Annotated in this window: 24 protein-coding genes, 1 pseudogene and 1 riboswitch; of the genes and pseudogenes, 11 read left to right on the top strand and 14 right to left on the bottom strand. The window is 70.5% G+C overall.

Annotated features, from left to right (window positions below; all coding sequences use genetic code 11):
• Positions 1-27 precede the first annotated feature (27 nt).
• Both ACXJKD_RS11410 and ACXJKD_RS11405 read right to left on the bottom strand, forming a co-directional pair.
• Positions 28-768: an SDR family NAD(P)-dependent oxidoreductase gene (locus tag ACXJKD_RS11410; protein ID WP_457254670.1), complete on the bottom strand. Its 741-nt coding sequence runs from the start codon at positions 766-768 to the stop codon at positions 28-30.
• Positions 765-1,517: a hypothetical protein gene (locus tag ACXJKD_RS11405; RefSeq protein WP_457254669.1), complete on the bottom strand. Its 753-nt coding sequence runs from the start codon at positions 1,515-1,517 to the stop codon at positions 765-767. Before ACXJKD_RS11405 ends, ACXJKD_RS11410 begins: the two co-directional genes overlap by 4 nt.
• Positions 1,518-1,629: 112 nt before the next feature.
• Between ACXJKD_RS11405 and ACXJKD_RS11400 the strand changes: the two are divergent.
• The 5 genes and pseudogenes from ACXJKD_RS11400 to ACXJKD_RS11380 all read left to right on the top strand — a co-directional run.
• A pseudogene (locus tag ACXJKD_RS11400) lies at positions 1,630-2,130 on the top strand (MFS transporter); the annotation flags it as partial.
• Positions 2,131-2,174: 44 nt separating this feature from the next.
• A complete protein-coding gene (locus ACXJKD_RS11395; RefSeq protein WP_457254668.1) occupies positions 2,175-2,918 on the top strand; it encodes an MFS transporter in 744 nt (247 codons plus the stop codon).
• A gap of 34 nt (positions 2,919-2,952) precedes the next feature.
• Complete coding sequence (locus ACXJKD_RS11390; protein ID WP_457254667.1) at positions 2,953-3,651, top strand: iron dependent repressor, metal binding and dimerization domain protein; 699 nt, start codon at positions 2,953-2,955, stop codon at positions 3,649-3,651.
• A gap of 240 nt (positions 3,652-3,891) precedes the next feature.
• Positions 3,892-4,094, top strand: a riboswitch (cyclic di-AMP (ydaO/yuaA leader).
• Between the two features lie 2 nt (positions 4,095-4,096).
• Positions 4,097-4,825, top strand: a complete 729-nt coding sequence (locus tag ACXJKD_RS11385; RefSeq protein ID WP_457254666.1) for a C40 family peptidase — start codon at positions 4,097-4,099, stop codon at positions 4,823-4,825.
• Positions 4,826-5,081: 256 nt separating this feature from the next.
• Entirely contained in the window at positions 5,082-5,801 is a 720-nt protein-coding gene (locus tag ACXJKD_RS11380) for a DsbA family oxidoreductase (RefSeq protein WP_457254665.1), read from the top strand.
• 43 nt (positions 5,802-5,844) lie between these two features.
• Here the strand turns inward: ACXJKD_RS11380 and ACXJKD_RS11375 are convergent, their stop codons facing one another.
• Together ACXJKD_RS11375 and ACXJKD_RS11370 are read right to left on the bottom strand one after the other, a co-directional pair.
• On the bottom strand, positions 5,845-6,381 hold the full coding sequence (locus ACXJKD_RS11375) for an O-acetyl-ADP-ribose deacetylase (protein WP_457254664.1): 537 nt from the start codon (positions 6,379-6,381) through the stop codon (positions 5,845-5,847).
• Between the two features lie 86 nt (positions 6,382-6,467).
• On the bottom strand, positions 6,468-7,610 hold the full coding sequence (locus ACXJKD_RS11370; RefSeq protein WP_457254662.1) for a calcium:proton antiporter: 1,143 nt from the start codon (positions 7,608-7,610) through the stop codon (positions 6,468-6,470).
• A 53-nt stretch (positions 7,611-7,663) separates the two neighbouring features.
• Here ACXJKD_RS11370 and ACXJKD_RS11365 point away from each other — a divergent pair, with 53 nt between their 5' ends.
• Positions 7,664-8,491 (top strand): DUF1028 domain-containing protein, encoded by an 828-nt coding sequence (locus ACXJKD_RS11365; protein ID WP_457254661.1) that lies wholly within the window; start codon positions 7,664-7,666, stop codon positions 8,489-8,491.
• A gap of 20 nt (positions 8,492-8,511) precedes the next feature.
• Here ACXJKD_RS11365 and ACXJKD_RS11360 read toward each other — a convergent pair whose 3' ends face one another.
• From ACXJKD_RS11360 to ACXJKD_RS11350, 3 genes are all read right to left on the bottom strand, one after another.
• Positions 8,512-9,018 carry a PLDc N-terminal domain-containing protein gene (locus ACXJKD_RS11360; protein ID WP_457254660.1) on the bottom strand — a complete coding sequence of 169 codons (507 nt, stop codon included), beginning with the start codon at positions 9,016-9,018 and terminating at the stop codon, positions 8,512-8,514.
• Positions 9,019-9,089: 71 nt separating this feature from the next.
• Positions 9,090-10,808 carry a glycoside hydrolase family 13 protein gene (locus ACXJKD_RS11355; RefSeq protein ID WP_457254659.1) on the bottom strand — a complete coding sequence of 573 codons (1,719 nt, stop codon included), beginning with the start codon at positions 10,806-10,808 and terminating at the stop codon, positions 9,090-9,092.
• Positions 10,809-10,945: 137 nt separating this feature from the next.
• Complete coding sequence (locus ACXJKD_RS11350; RefSeq protein ID WP_457254658.1) at positions 10,946-12,298, bottom strand: DUF222 domain-containing protein; 1,353 nt, start codon at positions 12,296-12,298, stop codon at positions 10,946-10,948.
• 117 nt (positions 12,299-12,415) lie between these two features.
• Between ACXJKD_RS11350 and ACXJKD_RS11345 the strand changes: the two genes are divergently transcribed.
• Positions 12,416-12,634, top strand: a complete 219-nt coding sequence (locus tag ACXJKD_RS11345; RefSeq protein ID WP_457254657.1) for a hypothetical protein — start codon at positions 12,416-12,418, stop codon at positions 12,632-12,634.
• Between the two features lie 11 nt (positions 12,635-12,645).
• Here ACXJKD_RS11345 and ACXJKD_RS11340 read toward each other — a convergent pair whose 3' ends face one another.
• Complete coding sequence (locus ACXJKD_RS11340) at positions 12,646-13,128, bottom strand: MarR family winged helix-turn-helix transcriptional regulator (RefSeq protein ID WP_457254656.1); 483 nt, start codon at positions 13,126-13,128, stop codon at positions 12,646-12,648.
• 87 nt (positions 13,129-13,215) lie between these two features.
• Between ACXJKD_RS11340 and ACXJKD_RS11335 the strand changes: the two genes are divergently transcribed.
• Complete coding sequence (locus ACXJKD_RS11335) at positions 13,216-13,401, top strand: hypothetical protein (RefSeq protein WP_457254655.1); 186 nt, start codon at positions 13,216-13,218, stop codon at positions 13,399-13,401.
• Here ACXJKD_RS11335 and dacB read toward each other — a convergent pair.
• From dacB to ACXJKD_RS11320, 3 genes are all read right to left on the bottom strand, one after another.
• Positions 13,395-14,714 (bottom strand): D-alanyl-D-alanine carboxypeptidase/D-alanyl-D-alanine endopeptidase, encoded by a 1,320-nt coding sequence (dacB, locus tag ACXJKD_RS11330; RefSeq protein WP_457254654.1) that lies wholly within the window; start codon positions 14,712-14,714, stop codon positions 13,395-13,397. The two genes, ACXJKD_RS11335 and dacB, sit on opposite strands and share 7 nt — an antisense overlap.
• A 197-nt stretch (positions 14,715-14,911) precedes the next feature.
• Positions 14,912-15,199 carry a DUF1905 domain-containing protein gene (locus ACXJKD_RS11325; RefSeq protein WP_457254653.1) on the bottom strand — a complete coding sequence of 96 codons (288 nt, stop codon included), beginning with the start codon at positions 15,197-15,199 and terminating at the stop codon, positions 14,912-14,914.
• Positions 15,200-15,228: 29 nt separating this feature from the next.
• Positions 15,229-17,583 (bottom strand): TIM-barrel domain-containing protein, encoded by a 2,355-nt coding sequence (locus ACXJKD_RS11320; protein ID WP_457254652.1) that lies wholly within the window; start codon positions 17,581-17,583, stop codon positions 15,229-15,231.
• 142 nt (positions 17,584-17,725) lie between these two features.
• On the opposite strand from ACXJKD_RS11320, the gene ACXJKD_RS11315 reads away from it, so the two are divergent.
• Positions 17,726-18,169, top strand: coding sequence for an SRPBCC family protein (locus ACXJKD_RS11315; protein WP_457254651.1), 444 nt, complete (start codon positions 17,726-17,728; stop codon positions 18,167-18,169).
• A 47-nt stretch (positions 18,170-18,216) separates the two neighbouring features.
• Here ACXJKD_RS11315 and ACXJKD_RS11310 read toward each other — a convergent pair whose 3' ends face one another.
• Genes ACXJKD_RS11310 through ACXJKD_RS11300 form a run of 3 tightly spaced genes read right to left on the bottom strand, consistent with a single transcriptional unit; the run spans position 18,217 to position 20,331 of the window.
• On the bottom strand, positions 18,217-18,972 hold the full coding sequence (locus ACXJKD_RS11310; protein WP_457254650.1) for a YqjF family protein: 756 nt from the start codon (positions 18,970-18,972) through the stop codon (positions 18,217-18,219).
• Between the two features lie 9 nt (positions 18,973-18,981).
• Positions 18,982-19,668: a maleylpyruvate isomerase family mycothiol-dependent enzyme gene (locus ACXJKD_RS11305; protein ID WP_457254649.1), complete on the bottom strand. Its 687-nt coding sequence runs from the start codon at positions 19,666-19,668 to the stop codon at positions 18,982-18,984.
• Between the two features lie 30 nt (positions 19,669-19,698).
• On the bottom strand, positions 19,699-20,331 hold the full coding sequence (locus tag ACXJKD_RS11300) for a mycothiol-dependent nitroreductase Rv2466c family protein (RefSeq protein WP_457254648.1): 633 nt from the start codon (positions 20,329-20,331) through the stop codon (positions 19,699-19,701).
• A gap of 74 nt (positions 20,332-20,405) precedes the next feature.
• On the opposite strand from ACXJKD_RS11300, the gene ACXJKD_RS11295 reads away from it, so the two are divergent.
• Both ACXJKD_RS11295 and ACXJKD_RS11290 read left to right on the top strand, forming a co-directional pair.
• Complete coding sequence (locus tag ACXJKD_RS11295) at positions 20,406-20,840, top strand: MarR family winged helix-turn-helix transcriptional regulator (RefSeq protein WP_457254647.1); 435 nt, start codon at positions 20,406-20,408, stop codon at positions 20,838-20,840.
• 176 nt (positions 20,841-21,016) lie between these two features.
• Entirely contained in the window at positions 21,017-25,375 is a 4,359-nt protein-coding gene (locus ACXJKD_RS11290) for a patatin-like protein (RefSeq protein ID WP_457254646.1), read from the top strand.
• Positions 25,376-25,385 lie beyond the last annotated feature (10 nt).

Below are 25,385 nucleotides of genomic sequence, written 5' to 3'. Positions count from 1 at the left end.
ACGGACCCGCCTCAGGCAGACGCCCCGTCAGGACTCGCGGTGCACCTTGTGCGGAGCGGCCTGGACGCGCGGCTTGATGACCAGCAGGTCGATGTTGACGTGCGCCGGCCGCGAGACCATCCACCCGATCGCGTCGGCGATGTCCTGCGCCACCAACGGCTCGGAGACGCCGGCGTAGACCTTGTCGGCCCGCTCCTGGTCGCCCCCGAACCGGGTCAGCGCGAACTCCTCGGTGCGCACCATCCCGGGTGCGATCTCCTCGACCCGCACCGGCTGGTCGACCAGCTCGAGCCGCAGCGTCTCGGTCAGCGCCGCCACGGCGTGCTTCGCGGCGACGTAGCCCGACCCGCCCTCGTAGGCGACCCGTCCCGCGATCGACCCGACGTTGAGGATCGTGCCGGCGCCCGAGGCGACGAGGGCCGGCAACAGCGCCTGGGTGACCTGGAGCGTGCCGATCACGTTGGACTCGAACATGCCCCGCCAGTCCGCCACGTCGGTGTCAGCAGCGGGCGCGAGCCCCAACGCCCCACCGGCGTTGTTGACGAGCACGTCGAGGCGCTGACCCACCTCGGCGGCGAGTCGCCCCACGTCGTCGGCGGAGGTCACATCGCACACGACCGCCCGGCCACCGATCTCGGCCGCCACGGCCTCGATCCGGTCGACCCGCCTCGCGGCGCAGATCACCTCGAAGCCGTCCGCGGCGAGGCGACGGGCGGTGGCCTCCCCGATGCCGCTGCTGGCTCCGGTCACCACGGCGAGCTTCGTCATGCGCTACCTCCTGCGGGTCGAACTGCACTGGAGTCTCGAAATGCACTGGGGTCAATGGCGATCCACGTCGCCTCCGCCTGGGCGAGCAGGCGGCCGTCGGCGGCATACAGGGCCGTGCCGCTGTGGTACTTGCGGCCCTCGCCGCCGCGCGGCCACGCCAGCACGACGTGTTCCTCGCCGACGGTGGGGAGGCTCGTGACCTGCGCGGTCATCGTGCCGAGCACCATCGGCCGCCCGGCGATGCCGGAGGCCCAGCCGCCGGGGCAGTCCAGCGCGGCCCACACCGTCTCGACGGTGACGTCCGCGGCGGGGACCCACGCGGCGGCATATGCACCGTCGCCATCGGCGAGCCGGCCCGGCTGGAGCCGCAGTCCGTCGCCGGGCTCGCGACGGGTGCCACACGAGAAACAGGTGGGGAAGGGATGGTCGACGAGCCCCTCGTAACCCTCACCGGCCGCCGTGGCCTCGGCGAACGACACCGGCGCGGGTAGGCCGGCCTGCTCCAGGGCGGCAGCGGTCGTGGCCTGCGCGACCGGGTGGTCACCGTCGACGACCTCGAGGGTGCGCCGGCCGTCGGACTGGCCGGGCACGACCTGCAGCTCACGGTCGAGCGGGGGAGGGGTGCGCAGCCGCACGGTGACCGACTCGTCCGGCCCCGCCTCGAGGAGGGCGGCGACGTGGCCGCTGACCCAACCCCCGTTGCCCGACTCGGGCGGACCACAGAACCGCGACGGCACGACGAAACCCATGTCCCTGAACCTACTGGGCCACGCCTGCGCCCGGTGGCGGCCGGCAGTCCGCTCCATCGCGAGCGTGGACCCGTGCGGCCCCTGATGGGGGGACGGTCCAGAATGGGCGGTGATGTCACGACCCGCTCCCGACGCCACGAGCTCCGACCCGAACGGTGCGGACTTCAGCCTGCGCCGCATCGCGGTCCCGGCTTACGGGCCGACCATCATCGCGGCCATCGGCAGCGGGGCGGTCGTGCCGATCGTCGCGTTGAGCGCCCTCGACCTCGGGGCGTCGCAGTCGGTCGCCGCCCTCACCGTCGGGCTCGGGCTGATCGCCGAGCTGTTCTTCGCGGTGCCCGCCGGAGCGCTGGTCCACCGGGTGGGGGAGCGACGAGCCCTGCTGTGGGCGAGCGCCGTCGACGCAGTGGGTGCGTTCGTGGCACTCACCGCCCCGTCGCTCCTCGTCCTCATGGCGACCGTGTTCGCGATGGGGTTCACGGCGTCGGTGTTCCTCGTCGCCCGGCAGGCGTACCTCATCGACGCCGTGCCGACCACGATGCGGGCGCGGGCGCTGTCGACGCTCGGCGGCGTGAACCGGATCGGCATGTTCATCGGGCCGTTCATCGGAGCGCCCATCATCCACTTCTGGGGTCCGCCGCCGGGTTCGCCGTCGCGGTGGCGGCTGGTCTGGGCGCCGCCGCCCTGGTCCAGTTCGGGCCCGACCTCACGGCCGCGCACGAGGCGCAGGCCACGGCGGAGTCGCGCGACCGCGCCCCGGCCAGCACCGCCCGCGTGCTGTGGGACCACCGCAGCACCTACCTCACCCTCGGGCTGGGGATCATGGTCATCGGTGCTGCCCGGTCCGCCCGGCTCGTGCTGCTGCCGCTCTGGGCCAACCACGTCGGGCTCTCCGCGACCACGACGGCGATCATCTTCGGCATCGTCGGCGGGGTCGAGATGCTGCTGTTCTACCCGGCCGGCTCGGTGATGGACCGGTTCGGCCGGATCTGGGTCGCGGTGCCGTGCGTCGTCCTGCTCGGTATCGGCATGCTCTCGCTCCCGCTCACCCACAGCGCGCTCGCGGTGACGGTCGTCGCGCTCGTGGCCGCCGTGGGCAACGGCATGGGGTCGGGCATCGTCATGACCCTGGGTGCGGACAGCGCGCCGGAGTGGGGGCGGTCGCAGTTCCTCGGCGGCTGGCGGTTCGTCTCCGTCGTCGGCGGGAGCGGCTCCCCGGCCCTGATCAGCCTCATCACCGCGCAGGCCGGGCTGGCCGCCGCCTGCGTCTCCCTGGGGGGCCTCGCGCTGGTCGGGACGGGCTGGCTGGCCTACTGGGTGCCGCGCTTCGACCCGGTCCGGCGGGCGGCTCGAGAAGAGGTCGGGGGGCAGCTCGAGAAGAGGTCGACGGGCGATCGGTGACGCGCTGACGGTCGCAGGTGAGAGGCTGGGGCCTGTGACCGACCTGATCGACACCACCGAGATGTACCTCAAGACGATCTTCGAGCTCGAGGAAGAGGGCATCACCCCCCTGCGCGCCCGCATCGCCGAGCGGCTGGGCCACTCCGGCCCGACCGTCTCGCAGACGGTGGCCCGCATGGAGCGCGACGGCCTGCTGAGCCTCGCGGGCGACCGCCACCTCGAGCTGTCCGACCACGGCCGCCTGCTCGCCACGCGGGTCATGCGCAAGCACCGGCTCGCCGAGCGGCTGCTCGTGGACGTGATCGGGCTCGAGTGGGAGTACGTCCACGACGAGGCCTGCCGCTGGGAGCACGTCATGTCCGAGCGGGTCGAGCGCAAGATCCTGGCCATGCTCAAGGACCACCACGACTCGCCCTACGGCAACCCCATCCCCGGGCTCGACGAGCTGGGCGACGAGGAGCCGACCGAGGGCTTCCGCACCGGCCTGCAGACCCTCACCGAGCTTGCCGGGGAGTTGCCCGAGACGGTGCTGGTCCGCCGGATCGGTGAGCCGGTCCAGGTCGACCACGAGGCGCTCAGCCTGCTGACCGTCGCCCGGCTCCTGCCCGGCGAGCGGGTGCGGGTCCACCGCGCCGACGGCCGCGTGGTTGCCGTGCGCGAGGGCGCCCCCGAGTCGACCGGGGTGTCCCTGCCCGACGAGGTCGCCCAGCACGTCTTCGGCGCCCTGGTCTGACCCCGCGTGTCGCGCCCTGTTCGGCGCGTCGCCACTGCCCGCTCATCTGAGCGCCACCGCTGGCTGGCCGCAGGCCTCTGACCTGCGGTTTTGAGCACGGCGGCTGGGGTGTGCCTGACGTCACCTTGGGGTTTCTTGGGTGGGCCGTGACCTCAACGTGACTTTCGCAGGAGCCTTGTGTACGGTGGCTGCGGTTCCCTCGCCCCCTGGGGGGACCGGCTCGATGTGGAAACGCCTAGTCCTGTCACCACGCCCGAGTCATTCAGTACAAACCGCTTGGCAGGAGCGGGGGACCCAACTTTGGGCCTTCTCTTCACGAAAAGGTCCTTGGGGTTAAGTCTCCACGTACGCGCCCGCAAGGTCGGGTGACAACCGTGGAGGCCGGGTGATCTACCTCCATCCGAACCCGACAGCTCACCTCGTAGGCGCTGGAGGTTCATCCATCGTGGCTTCACACAGTTCTGGCCGCCACCGCGCGCCGGGCCGTTTCAACCCCGTCTCCGAGTTGTCCGGCATCGTGGCCAGCGCCGCGCAGCCGGCCGTCAAGACCTCTGCGGTCATCGCCGCTTCCGGTGGTCTTGTCGCCTCGTTCGCCCTTCCCGCCTCTGCCGCCAGCGCCGCTCCGGCCCCGGCCGCCAAGGGCGCCACCACCGCCGCGCCGGTCGCCGTCCAGGCCCCCGAGACCGCGGCTCCCGCGGCCTCCAGCGCCTTTGGCGTCATCGGCTTCAAGGCGACCGCCAAGCCGAAGCCCAAGCCGGTGGTCCGCGTCGTCCCCGACCGCACCGTCCAGGCTGCCAGCCGGTCCACGGCTCGCAAGGACTACACCAGCCTGAAGCCCGCCGCCGGCGGCGTCCTGGCCATCGCGGCCCAGTACGAAGGCCTGATGTACTCCTACGGCGGCACCAGCCCGTCGACCGGCTTCGACTGCTCCGGCTTCACGCAGTACGTCTTCGGCCGGGTCGGCATCAGCCTCCCGCGCACCGCCGACGCCCAGCGCGCCGCCACCACCCGCGTGTCGAACCCGCAGCCGGGAGACCTCGTCTTCTTCGGCAGCCCCGCCTACCACGTGGGCATCTACGCCGGGAACGGCATGATGTGGGACTCCCCGCGCAGCGGCAAGGCCGTCGCCCTCCGCTCGATCTGGTCCTCGAACGTCACCTACGGTCGTCCCTGACCCACGCTGAGCTCGTCGCACCACTGGTTGAGCCACGCACCGCAGGCCCCCTCCGCTTCGGCGGCCGGGGGCCTGCGGCGTTGTGGGGGTATGCCGCGGGCTCGCCCGGGTGCCCCGTGCCCCATTTGCGCCCTCGTGTGAGGATGGAGCGATGAACGTGGGTCAGACGAACGTGGACGAAGCGACGAACGTGGACGAAGCGACGAACGTGGATGAGGCGCTGAACGTGGACCAAGCGACGAACGTGGATGACGCGATGAACCAAGCAACCCGATCAACCAGCGACGCAACACCCTCGACCAATGCAGTGGAGATCGACGTCTGGGCCGACGTGGTCTGCCCGTGGTGCTACCTCGGCAAGCGGCGGCTCGAGCTCGCCATCGCCGAGAGCGCGCACCCGGCCGAGGTAACTGTCACCTACCACGCGTTCGAGCTCGACCCGAAGGCCGCGCACAGCACGGGGGAGACGGTGCTCGCCTGGCTGGCCCAGCGCTACCGCACCGACCTCGACGGCGCCCGCGAGATCGCCGAACGACCGGCGGTGATGGGTCGCCCCGACGGCGTGCACATCGACGTCGACAAGCAGCTGCGCGCGAACTCGTTCGACGCCCACCGGCTCGTCGCACTGGGGCTCGCCCAGGGTGGGCCGGCCCTCCAGGCGGCCGTCCTCGAGCGGCTCTACAGCGCCCACTTCTCCGAGGGCAAGGCCGTCGACGACATCGAGACCCTCCAGCGTCTCGGCGCCGAGGCGGGCCTCGACGGACGTCGCGTCTCGGCGGTCCTGGCCGGCGACGAGTTCGCCGACCACGTGCGCGCCGACGAGGCCGCAGCGATCGACATCGGCATCACCGGCGTGCCCTTCTTCATCGCCAACCGCCGCGTGGCGCTCTCCGGCGCGCACACCCCCGAGGTGATCGGCCAGCTCATCGAGTCGGCCACCAACGGCGACCACGAGTCGATGAGCGCCGGCGCCTGACCCTGAAGTCGCCTGACCGACCCCAAGGGACTCCTCAAAGAACTCAGGAGGAGGGGGCGAGGGCAGCCTCGAAGTCGATCAGGGCCGGCCGGCTGAACAGCACGAAGCGCACCAGCTCGATCCCGCCGGCCGCACCCTCGCCGTCGAGTTCTGACCGGACGGCGTCGACGGCGATCCGGGCCACGTCTGCCGAGTCCCAGCCGTAGACCCCCGCGCTCACCGCCGGGAACGCCACGCTCTTCGCCCCCACGTCCCGCGCGACCTGCAGGCTGCGACGGAAGCACGACGCCAGCAGGGCCGGGTCGGTCTGCCCTCGGTGCTTGTTCGGCCCGACGGTGTGGATCACCCACTGCGCGGGCAGGTCGCCTGCCGACGTCGCCACGGCATCCCCGACGTCGAGTCCGTCGGGGTGGGTGGTGTTCCGGATCCGCCGGCACTCCTCCAGCAGTCGCGGCCCGGCCGCAGCGTGGATCGCCCCGTCCACCCCGCCTCCGCCAAGCAGCTGCGAGTTCGCCGCGTTGACGATGGCGTCGACGGGTTGGGTCGTGATGTCACCCAGGACGGCTTCGATCGTGGCCATCCACCCACCGTAGGACGCGCGCCCAGCCTGGCCCAGCGGCATACCCACGAAGTCGAAGCCAGGAAAGTCGCAGCGGGAAGCCGACGCTAGGGATTGACCGCGAGGAACACGAACGCGGCGAGGAGCACGAGGTGCACGCCACCCTGCAGCCGCGTCGCCCGCCCGGGCACCACGGTCAGGACGCTGACCACGACGGTGAGGGCGAGCAGCACCATCTGCACCGGTCCGAGGCCCAGCAGCAGCGGACCGTCGAGCCAGATCGAGGCGATCGCGATCGCCGGGATGGTCAGGCCGATGCTGGCCATCGCGGATCCGAGCGCGAGGTTGAGGCTGGTCTGGATCCGGTTGCCACGGGCAGCGCGGGCGGCCGCGAGCGTCTCGGGCAGCAGCACGAGCAGCGCAATGACGACCCCGACGAAGGACTGCGGGAAGCCAGCTGCCGCCACGCCCGATTCGATGGCCGGCGACTCGACCTTCGCGAGCCCGACCACCGCGACCAGCGAGACGAGCAGGAGTCCGAGGCTGGTCCAGGTCTCGCGGTTCGTGGGCGGGTCGGCGTGCACGTCGTCGAGGGGCTCACCGTCGTGGGCGACCGGCAGGAAGAAGTCGCGGTGCCGCCGGGTCTGGGTCGACACGAACATGCCGTAGAGCGCCAGCGAGATCACCGCCGCGAACACCAGCTGCGAGCTGGAGAACTCCGGACCGGGCGCGCTGGTCGTGAAGGTCGGCACCACCATCGTCATCACCGCCAGCGTCGTGACCGTGGCGAGCGCAGCTCCGGTGCCCTCCGCGTTGAACGAGATCAGCCGGTACTTCACCGCCCCGACGAAGAGCGACAGCCCGACGATCCCGTTGCAGGTGATCATCACGGCGGCGAAGACGGTGTCGCGGGCCAGCGACGCGGTGTCCTTGCCACCGCTGATCATCAGCGTGACGATCAGCGCCACCTCGATGATCGTCACGGCGACGGCCAGCACCAGCGAGCCGAACGGTTCCCCGACCCGGTGCGCGACGACCTCGGCGTGGTGCACCGCAGCCAGCACGGCAGCAGCCAGCGCCGCCGCCACGACGATCACCGGAATGGTGCCCAGGTGCCGACCCCACGTCAGCACGAGCGCGACGATGGCGACCAGTGGCGCGAGGGTGGTCCAGGTGAGCAGCGTCCCGGTCAAGCTCGAGGGGTTCAGATTGGTGCTCTTGGAGGGGGTCCTGGTCGTTTTCGCGGCCATGCCCCATTCTCGCAGGTGAGCGTCATGCCCTCCCCATCGCTACGGTCGAGCGCATGACCTTCTCGATCGTCGGCCAGGTCGGTGACGCGTTCGGCGTCGCCGTCGCGAGCAGGTTCCCGTTCGTCGGTGCCGTCGTGCCCGAGGTGCGGCTGGGGGTCGGCGCCGTCGCGACCCAGGCCATGGCGCGGGTCGCCTACCGCTCGGTCGCCCTCGACGCCCTCTCGGGAGGCGCCGACGCGCAGGGGGCCGTCACCGCCTGCACCACGCCCGACGCCGACCGCGCACACCGACAGCTGGGCGTCGTCGGCGTCGACTCGCAGGCCACCTACACCGGCGAGTCCTGCATGGACTGGGCCGGCGGGGTCTGCGGCCGCGACTCCACCGGGGGCTACGCCATCCAGGGCAACATCCTCACCGGGTCCGACGTGGTCGCGGAGATGGAGGCGGCCTGGCTGGCCTCCGCGGGCCACTCGCTCACCGACCGGCTGATCGCCGCCCTCCTCGCCGGCGACGCAGCCGGCGGCGACTCGCGGGGCCGCCAAGGCGCTGCCCTGTATGCCGTGCAGCCCGGCGCGGGGTACGACCACTGCGGGGTCCTCGCCGACCTCCGCGTCGACGACCACGAGGACGCGCCCCAGGAGCTCGCCCGGCTGCTGCGGATGAACGACCTGATCTTCGGTGGCCCCGAGGACGTCCGCCCACTCGAGGGCGAGCTGGCCGACGAGGTGGCCGTGCGGCTCTCGTCCCTGGGCTACTCCGGCGAGGTGTCCAGCGCCCTGACGGCCTGGGCCGGCGAGGCCAACTACGAGATGCGCCTGAGCCCCGACGGCATCGACGCCAAGGTCCTGGGAGCACTCCGCGACGCCACTCCGGACGCCTAGCGGAGAAACCAGCGGAGAGTTCAGTCGCTGGTCGGGTTGGGGTCGGCGGTGGGGTCCGGGCTGGCCGCCCGGTCCGGGTTGGCCGCGGGGCCTGGGTTGGTCGACGGGTTGGCGTTGCCCTGCTTGCGGCGCTGGCGCTCGCGCTCGATCTGCTCGGCCTCCAGACGCTCACGCTCGAGCCGCTGCCGCTTCGCCTCCTGGGTCTGCGCCTCGGCCCGCTCACGCACCTTCCGCAGGAACTCCGCGTCGTCGTCCGGGTTCGTCGGCACGAACCTCCCCGGCCGCTCGTACTCCGGGTACGCCGAGCCGGTGTTCCCCTTGTACGGCAGGCTCCGCTGCGGCGTCTGCGGTCGACCAGCCACCAGCCACGCCACGGCCCCCACCAGCGAGGTGATGAGCACCACGAAGATCCAGGTCGCCTTGGGCAGGTTCCTGATGCGGGACTCGTCGGTCATGATCACGTCGAAGAGGCAGTAGATCCACAATGCGGTCCCGAGGATCCCCAACCCAAGTTCTGCTCGAATCACGCCGCGATAGTGGCACAGCAGCGACGGTTCGGAAGGCAAAATCGGTGGATCTCCACCGAAAGAGGCAGCTCTCAGCGCTTCAGGATGCGGGCTTCCCAGGGGCGGAGCGTGGCGGTCGGCGAGGTGGGGTCGCCGAGGTTGCCGAGCAGGACGGTGGCCGACTCCCAGCCGTCGAGATCGAGCGTGCCATCCAGGCCGGGGCCGGTGAGGTCGAGGTCGTCGCCCGAGAAGTTGGCGAGCACCAGCAGCTCAACGCCCTTGTACGACCGCGTGAACGCGTACAGCGTCTCGTGGTCGGGTGCGTGCAGGTGGAAGTCGCCATGCGCGATCGCCGGCTCGGTGTGCCGCAGCTCGATGACCCGGCGGTAGTGGTGGAACACCGAGTCGTCGTCGGCCACCGCGGCTGCCGCGTTGACCTCTCGGTAGTTGGGATTCGTTGCGGCCCAAGGGGTCCCGCTCGTGAACCCCGCGTTCGCGCTGTCATCCCACTGCATCGGGGAGCGGGCGTTGTCGCGACTACCGAGCCTCAGGTTGGCGAGGATCGCCTCGACGTCACCACCCGCGCCGGACGCCAGGCGGTAGTAGTTGACCGACTCGATGTCGAGGAAGTCGTCGGCCGAGGCGAAGGGCACGTTCGTCATCCCGAGCTCCTCGCCCTGGTAGACGTACGGCGTGCCACGGTGCAGGTGCAGGACCGTGCCGAGCAGCTTCGCCGACGCGACCCGGTGCTCGGGAGCATCGGACCCGAACCGCGACACCGCACGCGGCTGGTCGTGGTTGTTCCAGTAGAGCGAGTTCCAGCCGACCTCGGCGAGGGCGTCCTGCCACCGGCCGAGCGACGCCTTGAGGTCGCGCAGGTCGACCCGGCTCCGGTCCCACTTGTGCGCCCCGATGTCGAGCCCCACGTGCTCGAACTGGAACACCATGTCGACCTCGTGTCGCTCCGGGTCGGTGTAGAGGATCGCGTCCTCGACGGTCACGCCCGGCATCTCGCCGACGGTCAGCAGCTTCTCGGTGCGCCCCTCGAACACCGCCGCGTGCATCTCCCGGAGGAACTCGTGGATGCGCGGCCCGTTCAGGAAGTGCGGCGTGCCGTCACCCAGGTAGGGCGTGGCAGGCAGGGGCTCACCATCGGGCAGTGAGGTCACCTTGGAGATCATGTTGATGACGTCCATCCGGAACCCGTCGATCCCGCGGTCCAGCCACCACCGCATCATCGCGTAGACGGCCTCGCGCACCTCCGGGTTCTCCCAGTTGAGGTCGGGCTGCTTCCGGCTGAACAGGTGCAGGTAGTACTCGCCGGTCGCCTCGTCGAGCTCCCACGCGGGCCCGCTGAAGAACGACTCCCAGTTGGTCGGCTCGGCGCCCTCGTCCCCAGCGGGGTGGCCGTCGCGGGCGGTCCGCCACCAGTACCAGTCGCGCTTCGGGTTGTCCTTGCTCGACCGCGACTCCACGAACCACGGGTGCTCGTCGGAGGTGTGGTTGACCACGAGGTCCATGACGATGCGTATGCCGCGGGCGTGCGCCTGCGCGACCAGCTCGTCGACGTCGGCGAGGGTGCCGAAGGTCGGGTCGATGTCCTGGTAGTCGGCGATGTCGTAGCCGTTGTCGTCCTGCGGGCTCGTGTAGATCGGCGACAGCCAGACCACGTCGACGCCGAGCTGCTGGAGGTAGTCGAGCCGGCTGATGATGCCGGGCACGTCACCGATGCCGTCACCGTCGGAGTCCTGGAAGCTGCGCGGGTAGATCTGGTAGACGACGGCTTCGCGGAACCACTGGTCATCGGTCATGCCCGGAGTCTTCCGAGCGACGGAGTCGTCGGCAAGCGGGGCTCGCGCGGGCACGCCGGAGCGACAGCACCAGCCCCAGTGGCAGGCGCGTCGGAGATGATGGGCACGACGGTGCGCGGGGCAAACCTCACGGCACGCTAGGTCCGTCGGTGGATGGTGACTCGTTTGCGTCCGCCGGGGTCGTGGGTGATCCGGTGGCGGAATCCGGGGTGGTGGATGCGTCGGTGGTGGAACCCGCAGAGTGGGACTGCGTTGTCGAGGTTGGTCAGCCCGCCGGAGGCCCAGGGGTCTTGGTGGTGGTGCTCGGTCCAGGCGTAGGGCCGGTCGCAGTCCTGGGCGGCGCAGGTGTCGTAGGTCTTGGCGAGGGCGACCCGCTGGGCTTCGGTGAAGAACCGTTGGGTCCGGCCGAGGTCGAGCGGCTGCCAGTCACCGTCGAGCACGGCCGGGACGAGGCCGGCGCCACAGGCGAGTCGGCGCGCTTCGGAGGCGGAGATGTCGTGGCCGGTGTCGAGGTGGGCCGCGCCGAGTGACGTCTTGAGGGTGTCGTGGTCGAGGGTGACCAGGACGGTCGCGGCGACCTTGCCGGAGAGGTGGTCGGTGGGCAGGTGCTCGAGCAGCTCCACGAAGGCCCGACCGTACTTCTGGGACCAGTCGAGGTCCTCGGCCCGGAACGCGTCCCAGGTCGCCTCGGCCACCTGGTCGGCGGTCAGCGACCCACCCTGCGACCCGCCCTGGGCTGCGGCCCGTTCGCGGGCGTCGCGGGCCGCCTGCTGGGCGAACCGGCGCGGAGAGGCGATCTGCTGGATGACCTTGGTCAGGATCTGCCCGGCCAGGGTGGGCACCGTGAAGTGTCCGGTGGTGGTGCCGTCGTGGTTGTCGTGCAGGGTCAGCCTGGTCGCGGCCAGGGCACGCTCCTCCTCGCTGCGCAGCACCGCGTCCTCGTGCGCGTCGACCTCGGCCTGCGACCGCCGCGCGGACTCCAGGGCCCGGCGCGCCTTGCGGCGCAACGCCGCCGGGTCGACCCGCTTGCCGACCGCCACCAGCGACTGCTCGATGGCGGCCCGCTGCGTGTCGTCCAGCCCGGCCGGCAGCTGCTGCGCGGTGGTGGCGATCACCAGCGCGTGCTCGGTGCTCAGGTCGCCCACGCTCAGCGCCTGCCGGGTGGCCGGGAGACCGCCGTCGAGCGCGGTCGCCAGGCGTACCTCCCGGGCCGTGGAGGCCCCGTCGCGACGGGACCGAGCGGCGAGCCAGACGGCGGTGCCCGTCATGCCGGCGTCGGAGGCGACGTCGGACTTGTCCACCACCGCCGCCAGCGACAGCTTCAGCGCCGCCATCCTGGCCATCGCCCGGTCCAGCTCGACGACGAGGCTCGACGCGGCATACCCGGAAAGCTCGTCGACAGGCCCGACGCGGTCGAGCACCTCGTGCACCTGACGCACCCCCTCGGCGGCCGTCAGAGGCGGCGCCGGATGGATGGGTGCGATGGCCATGGTCCATGTTATTCGAACACCTGTTCGAAGATCAACCCATGAAGATGGTCAATTCTGGGAACTCGTTGACCCGTACCCGTCCATGCTGGACGATCAACCCAACAGCGAGGGGGAGTCGTGAACGAGTGGATCTTCGGGAGCCTGCTCATCGGGGTGTTCGTCATCGGAGCGGTGGCGATCGTGACCCTGATCGTCGTCGGCATCGTGCGCCGCGTCGGTGACAAGCGCACCCCCGAGGAGCGACGCGCCGACGAGTACGGCGACATGGCGCCCGGCACGTTCAAGATCACGCCCGGCATCGGTGGCGACGTCGACGGTGGCACCGGCGCGGTGTGAGCCCCGCGCTCTCAGGTTGAGGGTGGTGCGGCCGCCTCGATGAGGCGGGTGAGTCCGTCGCGCATGGCTTCGAGCTCGGCCAGGTCCATGCCGAGGCGGTCGATGATCGCAGGGGGGATGCGTTCGGCACGCTTGCGCGCGGCGGCTCCCTTGCGGGTCAGGGAGACGGCCAGGGCGCGATCGTCGAGCGGGTCGCGCCCACGGGTGACCATGCCGCCGGCTTCCAGCCGCTTGAGCAGAGGCGAGAGGGTGGCGGGCTCCAGGCTGAGTCGCGAAGCCAGCTCGCTGACCCGCAGGGGCGAGTCCTCCCAGAGGGCGAGCATGACGAGGTACTGCGGGTGGGTCAGCCCCATCGGCTCGAGCAGCGGCCGGTAGAGCGCGATCACGTTGCGCGACGCGACCGCCAGTGCGAAGCAGACCTGGCGATCGAGCTGGAGAAGGTCGGCCGCTTCAGCGGGCGGCGGGCGGCGAGCACCCTTCGTCGATGCAGTCACGATTTCGAGTCTAGCCCGACCGGGGCTATCGTTAGTGCAGAGATAGTTAGGCCACTAAGCAATATGGATGCAGATCGAGGAGAGCAGATGAGCAAGGCCGATCACGAAGGACTGTCGTGGGGATACCGCCTCGGCTACCGGATCAAGTGGCTCGGGATGCACCTGTACGGCCCCGCGCAGCTCGGTGAAGCCGAGGACCCGCACCGTCGGCTCGAGCGCCAGCGAGCAGCCCGGGTGGCTGCGGCCAGGCTGGCTCGCGAGACAGGTCAGTAGCAGCCGTTGACCGTGGCGGCGAGCATGTCGATGTTCTGCCGCATGACCGTGGTCGAGGTCGGTTTTCCGTTGATGATGAACGCGAACGCCTTGATGCGTCCGTCCTTGCCGATCGTCCAGCCGGCCAGCGCCACGGCGTCGCTCAGCGTGCCGGTCTTCGCGTAGACCTTGCCGACGGCGCACTTCGACGTGCTCGCGGTGAACCGGTCGTAGGACGCCTTCAGCGTGCCGGTCATGCCGGCCCGGGGCAGTCCCGGGCTCGACCGCAGGATCCGGAAAGGCTCCTTGTTGGCCGGCTCGAACGTGTTCTTGACCATCTTCGCGAGCTGGATGCTGGTCAGCCGGTCGCTGCGGGACAGGCCCGATCCGTCGTAGATCGCCGTGGCGGCGAGGCCTTCGTAGGTCAGGCCCTTCTTGGCAGCGGAGCTCGCCGCCGACCAGGTCTTGCCGGCGCCGGATCGCACGCCGACGAGCCGGTGCAGCGCCTCTGCGTGCTCGTTGTCGGACTCCATCATCATCCGCGTGACGATCTGGTCGATCGTCTGGCCCGCGGACGTGGCGAGCACCGGGTTGGCGGTCGACGCGGTGCCGCGGGTCACGCTGGCGACGGTGATGCCGTAGGTCTTGAGCTTCGCCGCGAAGATCTTGGCCGCGTCGATGGTCGTGTCGCTGACCAGGCGACCGTCCACCACGAGCGCGCGCAGCCAGGTGGTCTCGTCGGGGACGTACGTCGAGGGCCAGCCCGTCGCGAGGCTCGGTGCGGCGAAGAGGGTGTCATCGGCATACAGGCGCACGCGCGGCTGGCCGTTGGCCTTCATGGCATAGGCGGTCTGCTGGGCCAAGGACACCAGCTGCGCGGACGAGAGCGCGGGGTCGCCGGAGCCGATGAGGACGACCTGGTCGGCCTGGGTGCCGCGACGGACCGTCGTGGTGAAGCGATAGGTGGGACCGAATCGCCGCAGCGCGTTGGTGGCGGCGACGAACTTGATCGTCGACGCCGGCTTGAGCGCGGTGTTGCCGTTCTTGCTCCACAGCAGCGTGCCCGTGCGGGCGTCCATGACCGCGCCGCTGAACTGCGTGCCGAACTTCGCGGTGGTCGCGCGGGCGGTCAGCTTGCTGACGATGCGGGCGTCCGCAGCGGACTTCGTGTATGCCGTGGCGAGCGTCGGTGCGCTCACGGCCGGGGCCGCGGTGGTGACAGTCGTGGTGACCGCCCCGGGGGCTGCCGTGGCGTTCGGCGCGACCAGCGCGGTGGCGGCCAGGGCTGCGACGACGGCGGAGGAGGTCAGGAGGGAGCGCGCGCGTGTGGTCATGCCAGTCCTTGGTGAGCGTGCCGCATCTGGGGAGGCTGGGGCGGGTCTGCCGTGGGGGTGTGGCGAAGGTACTGCCCACCACGGCCCAGTGGGGGCTTTCGACCGATTTTCACAGCGTTTCTGGCCGTTCGCCCGAGGTTGGTCTTCGCCTACCAGCAGGCCCCACTGGCATCCGGTCGCGGGCTCCGGCGCGGCTCTCAGACGTCGACGAAGAGCTGGATGGTCGTGGTGGCGCCGACCTCGAGCCCCTCGGCCCGTCGCACCGCGGTCTTGAGCGGCACGATGTAGCGACCGTCCTTGGGCCACAACGACGTGGTCCAGTCGGTCTGGCCGATGCTGACGCGCACCGGGATCATCCCCCAGCCGTAGCTGACCAGCCCGGCTGTCGCATCGAGCGCGTCGCAGAGCTCCTCGGGCACGGTGACGAAGTGGAACGGTGACGGGCCTCTCCAGTGCCAGATCTCCCCGCTGAACTGCAGCTCCATGCCGCACAGGATAGGCAGTGGCCCCGACGTCAGTAGTGGGCCAGCGCCAGCTCCAGCAGCGCCGCCTCGACCTCGCGGTCGAGCTCGAGCCCGCGCAGGCGTGCGGCCGCGTCCGTCGGCCCGTCAGCTGCATTGACGAGGTCGTATGCCGTGCGCTTGAGGTTGTGGTCGATGCGCGCTCTGTCGAGCACTCGGCGCAGCTGCTCGACGGTCCGGTCCCAGCCGAACGGTCGGAGCTCGCCGACCGTGGCCGTGGTGCCTGTAGAGGTGGCGACGTCGCCCAGGTCGAGGCGGATGCCCGTCTCAGTAGGGGTGGATTCAGAATGCGAGGAGCCCTGTGCGCCAACGGTTTCGGCGCCGAGGATCATCAAGGACCAGGTGCGTGAGCTCGGAAGGATGTCAGTGGCACCGGTCGCCGGAGCGACGGTGAGCTTGCCCGCAGCGTCGTCCCAGGTGATGGTCGTGACAGCGGTCTGGGGGTCGGTGTTGCCGTCGTCCTCGACCAGGTCGAACCGGCCGTCCACCCCAGGGGCGAGCACCAGCTCGATGTGCCGGGGGAGCTCGGTGCCGACGCTCGCGTCCTCGGCGCCGGACAGGGGCAGCAGACCTCCCGCCCGCAGCAGGACGGGCAACGTCTCCATCGGCCGGTGCAGCCGCACCTGTCGTCCGCCGCGGTAGCGGGTCCCCGTGAACAGGTCGGTCCAGTCGCCCTCGGGCAGCCAGGCCTGCACGCTCCCGAGCCCGAGGGTCTGCTGCTGCGGGCTGGTGATCGGGGCCACGACGAGCTCGGTCCCGAAGCGGAACTGGGTCGGCACGTCATACGACTCGACGGCGCTGGGGTCCTCCCAGTACATCGGCTCGACGAGCGGTGCCCCATCGTGCGCTGCGCGGGCGTTCATGGTGTGCAGGTAAGGGATGAGCCGGTGGCGCAGGCGGAGGAACGCGTCGATGGTGGCACGCGGCTCGGCGGGGAAGTTCCACGGCTCCTTGCGGATGAAGGGGTGCAGCGACGAGTGCAGTCGCATGATCGGCGAGAAGACGCCGAGCTGCACCCAGCGCACGGTGAGGTCGTCGTCGCGGCTGCCGTACCAGTGGCCGCCGATGTCGTGGCTCCACCAGCCGTAGCCGATGTTGGAGGCGCTCGCCGTGAAGTACGGCTGGAAGTCGAGAGAAGCCCAGGTGATGTGGGTGTCGCCGGAGAAGCCGACGGGGTAGCGATGGCTCCCCGGACCGGCATACCGGGAGAAGGTCAGCGGCAGCTGGCCTCGGCGGGCCGAGTCGTTGAAGTGCTCGATGTTCAACAACCACAACGGATCCACCCCGGGTGTGCGGCTGAAGGACCCCTGCTGCCAGTCCAGCCACCAGAAGTCAACGCCCTCGTCCTCGAGCGGGTGGTGGAGCCGGGTGAAGTAAGACTCCATGAAGCGGGCGTCGGTGGGGTCGAAGGGGATCGGCCGCTCAGTGGCCGGGTCGACGCCCATGTCCTCCGCCACCTGCTGGTAGGCGTCCTCGAAGGCTCGGACGCCGTCGGCGGGGTGGACGTTGAGCGTCACGGCGAGTCCCCGGCGGTGCAGCTCGGCGAGGAAGGCCGGCGGGTCGGGGAAGAGGTCGCGGTTCCAGGAGTAGCCGGTCCAGCCGACGCCGAACCGCGGGTCGATGTCGACCCAGTGCCAGTCCATGTCGATCACGGCGACCGACAGCGGCACCTCCTCGGCCTCGAAGGTGTCGAGCAGCTCGAGGTACTCGGCGGCGGAGTAGGGGTGGTAGCGGCTCCACCAGTTGCCCAGCGCCCACCGGGGGAGCATCGGCACGTCGCCCGACACCGCATAGAGGTCGGCGACGGCGGCGCGGTAGTCGTGTCCGCGCGCGAAGATGTAGAGGTCGGTGGTCCCCTTCGTGCGAGGGGCCGGCGCACCGTCCTCGATGAGGAACGACTCGGAGTCGTCGATCACCGCAATACCGTTGCGCGACACCACTCCCGGGCCGAGTTCGATCGCCCCGTCGACCTCATCGAGGGTGCGGGCCGTACCGCCGAGCCCGTCGGCCGCTTCGCCGAACCGCCACTCGACGGTGTGCGAGCCGGGCATCGGCGAGGTCGCCTGCACCACGAGACCACTGGGACTGAACGGCATACCGTCGTAGGAGAGGTGGAGGCAGCCGGTGGTGAGCTCGACGCGTTCGCCGTCGCGGTGGACTTCGACGTCGGGCTTGGGAAGCGCTCGGTTGACCGCGAAGGTGCTGGCCCGGTCCTCGAAGGCGCCGTCGTCAGCCCACTCGAGGCGCAGGAGCCCTGGAGTGAGGACGGTGATCCGCCAGTGCTCGCCCTCGACGATGGAGTCGGGGTCAGCGACCGGGTTGCCTGGGACCGTGAGTCGAGAGGCCACGGGAGCCGTCCTTCGCCATCGAGGGTGTGGGATGCATGCGGCTCCAACGCTATCGACGCGGTCCCCAGCCGCAAGAGGTGTGCCCACTCCGGATGGCTACGCTGGTGAGGGGTTGGCGTCTCATGGTCTTGGAGGCAATCGAATGAGTGCGCTCGAGTACACGATCTGGATCGAGGCAACGCCTGAGCAGGTGTGGCTCGTGTATGCCGATCCGGTCAGGATCCCCGACTGGCAGACCGGGAAGCCGGTGGTGGCGATGGTCCAGGGTCCTCCGGGCGTGCCCGGCTCCACGTACGTCTCGAGGCGAGGGCCGCTCGCAGCGCGCACGACGGTCCTGAGCGCCAACCCGCCACACGAGCTGGTGACGCGGACGGACGCATACCTCGGCTTGAGCGTCGAGGTGAGCTCCCGACTCATCGGGCATTCGGGCGGCACCGACCTGCGACTCCACGCCACAACGCAGTGGCGCCGCCGGCTGGGTCCTGTTTCCAGGATCGTGGAGATGGCGATCCTCAGCCCACGTGAAGCGCGCAAGGAGCTGACGAACTTGAAGGTGCTGGTCGAGCGGCAGGCGGACTCAGTGTGAGCGCCCAGGGTCTCCTACGCCATGGTCACTTCGATGGCGTCCGCGCCCTAGGGACGTCGGGGACGAGCAGCGTCCCCGGGGAGCCCGAAGACCGTGCGCACCCCGGGACTGAATGCCACGTGGTCGGGCGGCCGAGCAGTGAGGCCGGGCAGGCCTGCCGAAGCGACCAGATCGTCGTCCAACGCCAGGACCTCCGCGTCGTGCACTGGCCAGGGCTCGTGGTGGTTGGGGACGTAGAGGGTGCGGCCCCACCAGTGCACGTGCAGTCCCCAGCGCGCGCTGAGGAAGTCGTCGAGCTCGGTGCTCTGACGACGTGCGCCTGCACGGACCGCCACGTGGCTGGCAGTGGGCGTGCCAGCGCGACGGATGCGTGCGGCATACGTGTGCACGTCACTGCTCGCCCGGTAGCTCATCCGCGCCCAGCGGTACGGCAACCCGAACGTCAGCCTGGCGCCGACCACCACGGCCGCCCGGTCGGCGTCGAGGCTCAGGAACACGATCCCGCGGCGGCCGGTGTCGTCGACCGAGTAGAGCCGCACGTTGGTCTCCAGGAACGAACCCAGGTAAGGCACGCCGGGACCCCTGCCAACACCGGCGCCGACCATCCGGAACGGGATGAGGCCGACGTAGGTGAACCCGTCGAGGGTGTCCGGGTGGACGCCGGGCGGCATGAGGTCTGCGACCGCTTCCGGTCTCACCGCCCAGTGCAGGAAGGTGAGATCCCGCCAGCTCTGGGTCATCAACGTTGGCCCCGACAGCATCGGTGCCTCCGATGAGACCGGCTCGATGCCTGCGTGGCTCACTCTCCCAGCCTAGGTGGACCTCCCTACGCTCAGGCGAAGGGCGGCCGCACCCTCGCCGGTGAGCTGATCGAGGGCCGCGGGTCTTCCGGTGAGCAGGAGCAGGATCGCGCCCATCGGCCCGGACACCTCAGGTCCATCGCCGCGACTCCACTCAGTGTCGGTGGCGCTGAGCCGGCAGGTGGCCCACGGCAGTCGGCGGTTGACGTTGGCGAGCCACGTGTTTCGGGTGTCCCACCGACGGGTCGCAGCCAGGGCGCTGAGCCACGGCCGTATGGGGAGGTCCACTCCGAGGGGGATGGCGATGTCCTGGCCGTGGACGAGGATGTCGGTCAGCGTCTCCAGGGGCGTGAGCCCGGCATTGTGGCGACGTGACCCGATGCCGGCCCTGATCCCCGCGATGATCTGCTCCGTGGACAGGGCCTGCGCCTGCACGACTCCGGCATCGTGGATGAAGGTGTTCAACGGCATGCTCCGCAGGAGCCGGGGATGGCGGACGAGGAAGCCCAGGGCATCCCGCACGCGCTGCTGCTGCATGGTGAGGTGGGCAGCGACGTGTCGCACGGTCCAGCCGTCGCAGAGCGACGAGTGGTCCCACCGCTCGGGGGTGAGACCTTCGAGCAGTGCGGCGGTCCTGGCCCGCTGGTCGTCGATCCCAGCCCACAGGGCGTCCGCTTCGGTGGTCGTCAGGGTTGCCATCACGTCTCCTTCCAGTGAACCCCGGCGCCCTCAGGTGAAGACCGGGGGCTGCAGGCGGGTGCGCTTGAGCTCGAAGAACTGCGGGTATGCCGCGAGCGAGCGTGCACCCTCGAACACCTGGAGCGCGTGCTCGCCACGCGGGATCGCGTTGAGGACCGGACCGAAGAACGCAACCCCGTCGAAGGAGGTGATCGGCGTCCCGACGTCGCCTCGTCCCACGAGCGCCACTCCCTCGTCGTGGCTGGCCTGCATGGCATCGTCGTGCGCCTCGGACTCCATGGCGTCCTCCAGCTCGGCTGGCAGCCCCACCTCCGCGAGGGCAGCCCTGATCACCTCGTGATACTCCGCCGAGGTGGGTCGGCGCCATACGTCGAAGACGCGCTTGCCGAAGGCGGTGTAGAAGTCGGCGAGCGCCTCGATCCCGCGCCGCGCCACCACCGCGGTGGCCACCTTGGCCGGCCCGCGGCTCGCCCCGATGTTGCTTCGGTACTCCGGCTCGATGTCCGTGCGGTCCTGGTTGAGCAGGTAGAGGCTCAAGACATGGTGACGCACCGTCACCTGCCTGAGTCGGCCCACCTCGAGCAGCCAGCGGGAGGCCGTCCATGAGTAGGGGCAGACCGGGTCGAACCAGAAGTCGACCACCGTGTCGCGGGTCGCGTCCATGAGGCCTCCGTGACTAAACTAGTCCTATCGACGAACTACTATAGTTCGATGATAGGACTTTGTGAACGGATGCCATGGAACGCGAACTGCCGGCCAGCCTGTTGATGTTCATCGCCTCGCGGTCGGCTGCCAACCGCATCTTCGAGGCGCTGCAGGAGCGCGGCTTCGACGACGTCACCATCGCGCAGAGCCGGCTCATGATGGGCATCGACCTCGAAGGCACCCGCCTGAGCGTGCTCGCCGAACGCGCCCAGATCGCCAAGCAGACCGCCACCGCCCTGGTCGACAAGCTCGAGCACGCTGGTTACGTCGAGCGGGTTGCCGATCCCACCGACGGCCGGGCCCGCCTGGTGCGCATGACTTCTCGAGCCAAGAAGGCGATCCCGTACGCCCGGGCCGAGGAGGAGCGCATCGAAGAGGAGTGGCGGGCCCACCTCGGCCCCAAGCGCATGCAGCAACTGCGCGACGCCCTCACCGAGCTACGGAAGGTCACCGACCCCTACGCCTGACGACAAGCCTTGGAGGTATGCCGGCGTGGCCCAGACCGCGGGCGAGTGGCCCCGGGAACACCCCGGACGGTCGTGCGTCCATGGGGAACGGCTCGGACGTCCGATCGTTTGGGCCTGACAGATGGGGCAGTTCGCGGGACCATCGAAGTTCGGGAGTACGGCTCTAAGGGGTCACCATGACGAACGACGTTCCCGGGCTGGCGGGCCATGTCGACTTGAAGGACGTCCCGCGCGAGGAGGTCCGGTTCGGCGTGGTGCTGAACGGTGGGGTCAGCCTCGCGGTGTGGATGGGTGGCACGGTCACCGAGCTGGACCGGCTCGCCAAGGCCGACCCCGACCGGCCGGACAGTCCCTACGCCTTGATGCTGCGACTGGCTGGGTGCGTCGCGCGGGTCGACGTCATCGCGGGCACCTCGGCCGGTGGGATCAACGGCGCCGCGCTCGCCTTGGCCCAGGTGAACCAAGCCGCCCGGATCGCCACCCTGCGTGACCTGTGGATCGAGCAGGGCCAGCTGGAGACGTTGCTCCGCACGCCGTTCGTGGGTTCTCCCTCCTCGCTGATGCGAGGTGACGAGTACTTCCTGCCCGAGCTGAGCAAGGCCCTGGGGGCGCTTGCCTGGCCGCTGAAGACGACGACAGCGGCGCAGGCGCCGATCGACCTGACGATGGCCACGACCGTGCTGCAGGGCAACCAGCTGGTCACGACCGACGCCCTCGGCCAGCCGTTGCCGCAGGCGCTGCATGCGGGCCGGCTGCGCTGGAGCCGATGGCCCACGCCGGAGCGCGATCCCGGCACCGACAAGCCGTTGCCCGACCCGTTCTCGCCGGACCGGATCCGGGCGACCGCTTCGGAGCTGGCGCTGGCAGCCCGTGCCTCCGCCAGCTTCCCGGTGGCCTTCGAGCCGACCTTCGTGCCGGTGGGCGAGGGCCGACGACCGGCTCAGCCCGGGCAGCCGGCGTCGCAGGTCTCGGCGCGATCGGCGGACGACAGGCGAGTGCGCCCCGACCTGGAGTCGGTCGTGGCGTCGTGGGGGGAGGTCCGACGCAGCCGCGACCGGTCGCGCTTCACCGTCGACGGCGGCCTGTTGGCGAACACCCCGACGCACTACGCCTTGCGGGCGATCCAGGCGATGCCCGCCGATCGTCCGGTCCGACGGGTCATGCTGCTGGTCTACCCGCATGCGCCGATGCCGGGGGAGGACCCGGCCGACGCCCTCGATGCGCCGCCAACGCTGCGCGAGACCTTGACCGGGGTGCTGTCGTCGCTGTCCGCGCAGGGGGGCCGGACGTTCGTCGAGGAGATCGAGCAACACAACCGCGCCGCTGCCGGGCGACGGGGGACCCGCACCGACATCCTGCTGACCATCGCCGAGGCGCAGACCGGGACCGGGCGCGGCGAGGAGGAGGCCTACCACGGCGCGCACGCGGCATACCAAGGCACGAAAGCGGCGACGAAAGACCCTGCAGCGCAGACGAGTTCAGCCGATGCGGTCCCGCGCCGCGAAGACCGGCAGACCGTGGAGTCGCTCGCGCGCTCGCTGTTCCCGCACTATCGGCGGCTGCGCAAGTGGCGGGCCGCTCGCGACCTGGCCCGTCGGCTGCTCGATGCGCGGGCCGCCAACATCGACCTGGCCAGTGCCGAGGTGTCGGCGTGGAGCTACGAACGCGTGCGACAGGCGGCCCAGAACGCACAGCGAGCGCTCGACGATCCCGGCAACATCGGCATGCCCTATGTGCCGGAACGCATCCCCGACGCGGCGCACCCGGATCGCGGGCCGGGTTGGGCCTGGGGCAACAGCGGCGCCGAGCGGATCGCCGAAGCAGCCATCGACCTGATCCGCCGCCTCATCTGGGTGCTGGAGCCCGGCCCGGCGTACGAGAAGGTGGCCAACGCGTTCCGGGTCATCTCGGAGGAGTCGGTCCGCCTCACCGACTGCCGCGCCCTGATCGACGACGACTGGGAGACCGACGAGGTGCTCGTGACGCTGGAGCCGAACCAGTCCTACTGGGAGTTCCGGCTCGGCTGCTATGCCGTGCTCATGCTCGGGGTCGAGCCGGCCGGTCTAGACCAGCAAGCCAAGGACCTGGCCGCACGTGAGGGCGCCCTCGTGCGGACACAGACCGGCGCGCAGGCCCCGGCGGACGCGCGGGCGGCAGAGGTGCTCCGCGCAGTGGAGAAGCGGCTGGCCTCGGTCCGTGAGGACCCGGGCCACGTCGGGCGGACGGTCCGCAGCCACGTGCAGACCGTGGTCGACTGCCTCGTGGGGATCGTGCCCTACCTCCCGGCGTCGCAGGACGCCGACGGATGCATGACCCCGGACGACGGGCTGCTCGCCTGGCACGACTTCCTGGTGCCGGAGGCCGAGAGGGGCGGCCAGGCGCTCGACGCGGAACAGCTGCTCACCCGGCTGCTGCAGCTGGAGGTCGCCAGCACCGCCCTCGGCGACGAGACCACGGACGGCTCGACCGTCGCGGTCGACCTCGTGCAGCTGTCGGCGCAGACCGCGAATGCCTTTGCCCGACACTCGATCACCGCCGACGACAAGCTCGGTGGGATGTCGGTCCTGAGGTTCGGTGGCTTCCTGAAACGGTCGTGGCGCCTCAACGACTGGATCTGGGGCCGCCTCGACGCTGCCTCCGTGTTGAGCCTGACCGTGCTGGACCCCTCGCGGGTCCGTCGCGCGGCTGAGCTCTCCGGGTACCTCGTGACCGGGCCGCCGGCCACCCTCGCGGAGCAGACGGTCGACGGCCTGGTGGCGTCGCTATTCGGCGCGGGCTCCGCTCTCGTGGCGGACGATCCGAGACTCAGCAAGCTCCGGGAGGAGGCCGTCGCCGAGCTGACCGTCACGTTCAATCCCGACACCCCGCCTGGTGACCTGCCGCCGTCGATGCCTGCACTCGCAGCACTTTTCGCCTGGGCCATCCACCTCGACGTGGTGCCGGAGGACCTGCCGGCCCTGCTCGGAGCGATCCGTGGCGACGAGGTCGACGGTGCCAGCACCCGCTCCCGGGGCCAGCTCCTCGTCAAGGCTGACGCGGCCTTCCTCGACGGGGTGTCCACCAAGGTCCGTGACGGGAGCCCGCTCACGCAGGCGGAGAAGGTCGAGACCCTCGCCGCGTTCGACCGAGCGGGCGTCGGGCGGGAGACGTTGGCGTCGGAAGTGAGCAGCGACCTACTGATCCGCTCCGTGACGACGGCTGCCGCCGTCGCCGCCACGACCCTCGACTCCCCGCGTTCCGGCCTGGGTGCGCTCCGTCTGATCACCCGCACCCTGCGCGGGCTCATGCTCGTGATCTATTGGGGCGTCGTCGGGCTCACGAGCCGCGGCGTCGCGCGCGCGCTGGCGACGCTCGCGCTGGCGTTGGGCGGCGTCCTCGTGGTGCTGTCTCTCTTCGGCGCACTGCCGGCGGCGGTGTCGGGGCCGGCCACGGCGATCGGGTTCGGAGTGCTGATCCTCGGTTTCAGCTACGGCGCCATGCGCTCGGGCACGGTGCTGCACGGACTCGTGCTGCTGACCCCGCTCGTGCCACTGGTCGCGGAGGCGGTCACCCAGGCACGGGAGGACGCCACTGCGGCCGGCGGCGCGATCCAGGGCGCCACCGTCGTCATCGCAACGGTGGTGCTCTCGCTGGGGCTCATGCTGCTCGGGTCGATCCCGGCGGTGATGGGCAGCCCGTATGCCGCGCTGGGTGGCCTGGCGATCCGGGCCGGCGTGCTGCCCCCCGAGCAGCCGAGCTCGAACACGTGGGGGCACCTTGGCGAAGGCATCTGGTGGCGGCTCCGAGGCGTCTCGCGATACCTGGACCTTGCCCTCATCCGACTGGCGCTGGCGGTGGCGCCCTTCGGGCTCGCCGTGTGGGTCACTTCGTCCGGGTGGGACCGCGTCTTCCGAACCCTCCATGCCCACTGGACGCTCTGCCTGGTCGTGGGCATCGTGCTGTCCGTCAGCGGCATAGTCATCGCGGGGGTGACCGCGTTCGCCTTGCAGCAGCTGGCCGAGGACCGCAGCAGCGACCGGGTGAGCTGGGCGTTCGGGCGGGTGGCGCACCCGGTGGGCGTCCAGGTGGGCTGGTCGGCCCTCTACGGGATCGGTTACACGGCTCTCGCGCTCGCCCTGATCCGCGACTCCTGGGGCTGGCAGTCACGGACGTGGGCGCAGGCTCTGTGCGCCTTCGCGATCGTGGCGGGGATCCTGCTCACCGTCGTCGTCCCGATCGTGTTGCCGTTGTGGGCGATTCGCGCGGCGGCCCGGCTCGAGTACGAGCGAGCCAGGACGACTGCGGCGTTCGTCGCAGTCGCGGCCGACTTCGGCGTCGAGGGGAGCAGCGAGGCCACCATCAGTGGCGCGAGGTCGTATGCCGTGGACCTCCTTCGCCGCGACCGGTCCTACCGGTGGTGGGTCAGGTATCCACCGCCCAAGCACATCACCGACCCCGGTCCGTCCCTCAAGCGACGGGGCACCAAGCTCCTCGAACGCGTCGAGCAGGAGCGCGCCGCCGTGGCGTCGCGAACCAAGGGCAGCTCGGGCGAGTAGCCGACGACGC

The organism is Pedococcus sp. P5_B7 (genome assembly GCF_054049895.1).
The sequence above is the reverse complement of the archived record's forward strand: the minus strand, read 5'-3'. Positions and strand labels throughout refer to the sequence as shown.

Excerpts from the sequence above, each read along its gene's own strand:
- ACXJKD_RS11355 (WP_457254659.1), bottom strand. The coding sequence starts at position 10,808 with ATGACCGATGACCAGTGGTTCCGCGAAGCCGTCGTCTACCAGATCTAC.
- ACXJKD_RS11325 (WP_457254653.1), bottom strand. The coding sequence starts at position 15,199 with ATGGAGCTGCAGTTCAGCGGGGAGATCTGGCACTGGAGAGGCCCGTCA.
- dacB (WP_457254654.1), bottom strand. The coding sequence starts at position 14,714 with ATGACCACACGCGCGCGCTCCCTCCTGACCTCCTCCGCCGTCGTCGCA.
- ACXJKD_RS11315 (WP_457254651.1), top strand. The coding sequence starts at position 17,726 with ATGAGTGCGCTCGAGTACACGATCTGGATCGAGGCAACGCCTGAGCAG.
- ACXJKD_RS11335 (WP_457254655.1), top strand. The coding sequence starts at position 13,216 with ATGAGCAAGGCCGATCACGAAGGACTGTCGTGGGGATACCGCCTCGGC.
- ACXJKD_RS11350 (WP_457254658.1), bottom strand. The coding sequence starts at position 12,298 with ATGGCCATCGCACCCATCCATCCGGCGCCGCCTCTGACGGCCGCCGAG.
- ACXJKD_RS11365 (WP_457254661.1), top strand. The coding sequence starts at position 7,664 with ATGACCTTCTCGATCGTCGGCCAGGTCGGTGACGCGTTCGGCGTCGCC.
- ACXJKD_RS11370 (WP_457254662.1), bottom strand. The coding sequence starts at position 7,610 with ATGGCCGCGAAAACGACCAGGACCCCCTCCAAGAGCACCAATCTGAAC.
- ACXJKD_RS11300 (WP_457254648.1), bottom strand. The coding sequence starts at position 20,331 with ATGGACGCGACCCGCGACACGGTGGTCGACTTCTGGTTCGACCCGGTC.
- ACXJKD_RS11295 (WP_457254647.1), top strand. The coding sequence starts at position 20,406 with ATGGAACGCGAACTGCCGGCCAGCCTGTTGATGTTCATCGCCTCGCGG.
- ACXJKD_RS11380 (WP_457254665.1), top strand. The coding sequence starts at position 5,082 with ATGAACCAAGCAACCCGATCAACCAGCGACGCAACACCCTCGACCAAT.
- ACXJKD_RS11375 (WP_457254664.1), bottom strand. The coding sequence starts at position 6,381 with ATGGCCACGATCGAAGCCGTCCTGGGTGACATCACGACCCAACCCGTC.
- ACXJKD_RS11305 (WP_457254649.1), bottom strand. The coding sequence starts at position 19,668 with ATGGCAACCCTGACGACCACCGAAGCGGACGCCCTGTGGGCTGGGATC.
- ACXJKD_RS11405 (WP_457254669.1), bottom strand. The coding sequence starts at position 1,517 with ATGGGTTTCGTCGTGCCGTCGCGGTTCTGTGGTCCGCCCGAGTCGGGC.
- ACXJKD_RS11410 (WP_457254670.1), bottom strand. The coding sequence starts at position 768 with ATGACGAAGCTCGCCGTGGTGACCGGAGCCAGCAGCGGCATCGGGGAG.
- ACXJKD_RS11290 (WP_457254646.1), top strand. The coding sequence starts at position 21,017 with ATGACGAACGACGTTCCCGGGCTGGCGGGCCATGTCGACTTGAAGGAC.